This window comes from Burkholderia sp. LMG 13014 (genome assembly GCF_905232215.1).
GTDB lineage: Bacteria > Pseudomonadota > Gammaproteobacteria > Burkholderiales > Burkholderiaceae > Burkholderia.
In genome coordinates this window covers 1-4134 of the sequence record NZ_CAJNKE010000520.1, presented here as the reverse complement: position 1 = coordinate 4134, position 4134 = coordinate 1, and the positions used below count along the sequence as shown (strand labels likewise).

1 protein-coding gene and 2 pseudogenes are annotated in these 4134 nt (G+C 65.3%); all 3 read left to right on the top strand.

Annotated elements, in window-relative coordinates:
- Positions 1–156: pseudogene (locus tag JYJ84_RS30055) on the top strand (ammonium transporter); the annotation flags it as partial.
- Positions 157–315: 159 nt separating this feature from the next.
- Positions 316–2280: a PhoX family phosphatase gene (locus JYJ84_RS30050; protein WP_175221254.1), complete on the top strand. Its 1965-nt coding sequence runs from the start codon at positions 316–318 to the stop codon at positions 2278–2280.
- 674 nt (positions 2281–2954) lie between these two features.
- Positions 2955–3786 (top strand): annotated as a pseudogene (locus JYJ84_RS30045) (IclR family transcriptional regulator).
- Positions 3787–4134 lie beyond the last annotated feature (348 nt).

Here is a 4134-nt window from a genome sequence, read left to right as displayed (position 1 = left end):
GGCACGCTCGGCGGCATCGCGATCGCGACCGCGGGCGGCACGCTCGTCTACGGCGCACTGAAAGCGACCGTCGGGCTGCGCCTCGACCGCGAAGCCGAGTTCGACGGCGCGGACCTGTCGATCCACCGCATCTCGGCGACGCCCGAACGCGATTGAGCGTCTGACGAACGCCCTACACAACATTACGTTTTCAATTCAAAAAACTTTCATCGAGCGTCCTTACACTTCGATCCAGTTTTCAATTTGCCTTCGTCAAGCTTGCCGAACGCCTGCTTCGCGAAGGCCATGCTTCCAACAACTGAAACTGGACTCCACATGCCCGCGTTGCCCAATGCTTCCCGTCGTCAGGCCCTGAAGATCCTCGCCGGCGCGCCGATGCTTCCCCTCTCCGGCCTCGCGCTGCCGGCCCTGCTGACGGGTTGCGGCGGCGACGACAATCCGGCGTCGACGCCGGCCCCGGTCGCGGCCGCGTACACGTCGGCGACGTTCTCGGCAATGGCCGCGCCCTCGCTCGACAACGCGGCCGCGATGGCCACGACGACGGTCGGCTCGACGCTGTCGGTGTCGTTCTCGGACGGCTCGGCGCGCAACTTCAAGCTGGCGTACCAGCCGTTCTTCGTGACGGGCGACATGGTGCCGGACGGCAAGGGTGGCACGACGCTCGCGGGCGGCTATTACGACATCAACAACCAGCCGATCATCGACCGCTCGGTGGCCGGCAAGGAGCGCCAGTTCTATTCCGACTGCCCGGACGGCAGCTCGCTGCTGACGCTGAAGAACGCGAACGTGCCCGGCGTGAAGGGCAACACGGTGTTCGCCGTCGTGCAGTTCGAATACACGACGCGCGACCAGGCCAGCGCATCGCAGTACGGCCAGCTGCCGTCGCCGATCGCGGTGGTGACGCTCGACCAGGATCCGGCCAATGGCGCGCTGAAGGTCGTCAAGTACCACAACGTCGACACGTCGAAGGCGCACGGCCTGTGGATCACGTGCGGCGCGAGCCTGTCGCCGTGGGGCACGCACCTGTCGAGCGAAGAGTACGAGCCGGACGCGACGAAGATCGCGACCGACGCGCAGTTCAAGGCATTCAGCAAGAACACGTTCGGCGACGAGACGAAGGCGAACCCCTACCACTACGGCCACCTGCCCGAGATCACCGTGAACGCGGACGGCACGGGCACCGTGAAGAAGCACTACTGCCTCGGCCGCATTTCGCACGAGCTGATCCAGGTGATGCCGGACCAGCGCACCGTGATGATGGGTGACGACGCGACCAACGGCGGCCTGTTCATGTTCGTCGCCGACAAGACGGCCGACCTGTCGGCCGGCACGCTGTACGTCGCGAAGTGGACGCAGACGTCGTCCACCGGCGCGGGCACCGCGACGCTCACGTGGATCAAGATCGGCCACGCGACCAGCAGCGAGATCGAAGCGCTCGCGAACACGCTGAAGGCGTCGGACATCATGGACCTGACGACCACCGACCCGAACGATCCGAGCTACGCGAAGATCCACTTCGGCGGCAAGTTCAACTGGATGCGCGTGAAGCCGGGGATGGAAAAGGCGGCCGCGTTCCTCGAGACGCACCGTTACGCGGCGCTGCTCGGCGGCAGCATGGCCTTCACGAAGCTCGAAGGCACGACCGTGAACGCGAAGGACAAGATCGTCTACACGGCGATGTCGCGGATCGAGACGTCGATGGTCAAGGGCAATGCGGTGTCGCGCGACGTCGCGGTCGACAAGAAGATCGCCGCGGGTGCCGTCTATGCGCTGAATCTGAAGGGCAGCCAGCGCGACACGACGGGCAGCGCGATCGACAGCGAATGGGTGCCGGTCGACATGGGCGCGCCGGCCGCGCTCGTCGGCGAGGATCTCGCCGCGGCCGACCAGCTCGGCAACCTCGCGAACCCGGACAAGATCGCGAACCCGGACAACCTGAAGTTCTCCGAAAAGCTGCGCACGCTCTTCATCGGCGAAGACTCGGGCATGCACGTGAACAACTTCCTGTGGGCGTACAACGTCGACACGAAGTCGCTGGTGCGCGTGCTGTCGTGCCCGGCCGGCGCCGAATCGACCGGCCTGCACGCGGTCGACGAGATCAACGGCTGGACCTACATCATGAGCAACTTCCAGCACGCAGGCGACTGGGAGTCGCCGCTGCACGACAAGGTCAAGCCGACGCTCGATCCGCTCGTGCGCGCAAACTTCAAGGACCGCTTCGGCGCCAGCGTCGGCTACCTGACGGCCGAGCCGACCAGCATCAAGCTCGCGAAGGCCTGACCGGGCCGCGCGAGGCGGGCCTGCCCGCTGGCCGGGAGCGCTCGTGACCGGGCGCCTCTAGCCGGGCGTCCCTGGCCGGGCATCCCTAACCGGGCGTCCCTGACCGGGCGTCCCTTTCTTCATCACCGTTCATTCGTCGGCGCTCCACGCCGTTTGATGCGCGATACCCCATGCGGGCATCGCGCTTTTTTTTTGCGCACGCGAATCGCGCGAAGCGCACGCGCAAACAGGCGCAAGCAGACGCCGCACGGGTTCGAACGGGGGTTTTCGACGATCGGGGATAATACGGGCCTGACACGTCCGGGCGGACGAGCGGAAAGACGGGCAAAAAAAAGCGCCACGGAGACCGTGGCGCTAAAAAAGTTCTAGCCATTCCGAGGGCCGTGCTAGAACCTGAGAGACTGCGCGAAACATCGTTGCCGGTTAAACTCTTGAAACGATGTTTCGAAAACGTGAGACATTCTTTCCGTTTCCGCCCGACAAGTCAAGCGGTATTTGCACCGGTTCATGCACTTTCTGGCAATGCTCATTTGAGCGTTTTCCTAATAAACCAAGGGTGAACCCGTAAAATCTCATCCAATGACCGGTTCAGCCGCAGAACATGCATCCTTTGACAATAGTCCTACAATACCAACAAAATTGAAATCGAGTTTCGGAAATAGAGAGAATCCCTCGTGTCGACAACTGTAACCTCTCCCGCGTTGCGGGACCGTGAATCCTCGCCCGACGAGATCACCGCGCTCGCCCGCGGCCTCGCCGTGCTGCGTCGCATCGCGGCGGCCGACGCGCCCGTCAGCAACCGCGAGCTGACCGAACTGACCGGCATCCCGAAGCCGACCGTGTCGCGCATCACGGCGACGCTCGTCAGCGCCGGCTTCCTGTTCCAGTTGCCCGACAGCGAGCGCTTCGTGCTCACCGCGTCGGTGCTCGAACTGAGCCACGGTTTTCTGCGCAACTTCGACATTCGCGCGCGTTCGCGGCCGTTCATGATCGAGCTGGCCGAACGCACGTCGCTGTCCGTGCACCTCGCGGTGCGCGACCGCCTCGACATGGTCGCGATCGACGTGATCCGGCCGCGCTCGGCCGTGCTCGTCACGCGCCTCGAGATCGGCTCGCGGATGGACATCGCGCGCACCGCGGTAGGCCGAGCCTATCTCGCTGCACTCGAGGACGACGAGCGCCGCCTGCTGCTCGAGTCGCTGCGCACCACCGCGGGCGACGACTGGCCGCATGTGTCCGCCCGCCTGACCCCCGCGCTGGACGACGCGATGCGCGACGGCCACGCGATCGCGATCGGCGAATGGCGAATGGCGCGAGGGCCTCAATGCCGTCGCGGCCGGTTTCGTCGGCCCGTCGGGCCAGCGCTATTCGGTGAATTGCGGTGGCGCGTCGCACCAGTGCCCGCCCGAATGGCTGCACGAACACGTGGTGCCGGCACTGCACGAATGCATCGCGAAAATCACCCGCGAAATTGGCGGCGCACCGGCCCGGCGCGTCAGCGTGTAATCGTTTCGTCATCGTCCTGTCGCGTTCTGTAACGACCGTAACCCGTTGAAAGATAGACCACTGGACTGTAACGGGGACGGGACGTAGGATCATGCCCATCGTCGCGCCGCATTCGCGGTGCGCACCGCTCTTTTCCCGCGCAGGCCGGCGGGGCCCCGGACCGAGCCGGGCGCCCCCTCCCGGTACCGCTCGCCCACGCGCAGCCCAGCAGTCCGATTTCCGGCACGCCGCGCCGTCTTCCTGACAGATCACGATGGATAACGAACAAAAGCCCACGCCTCCTTCGAAAGACCCCGCGTCCCCCGCCGCGCGGCGCCCGCGCCGCACGCTGATGGCCGGCGCGCTCGC

What these genes read in the sequence shown, in the direction of transcription:
- JYJ84_RS30050 (WP_175221254.1), top strand. Translation starts at nt 316, where the DNA reads ATGCCCGCGTTGCCCAATGCTTCCCGTCGTCAGGCCCTGAAGATCCTC.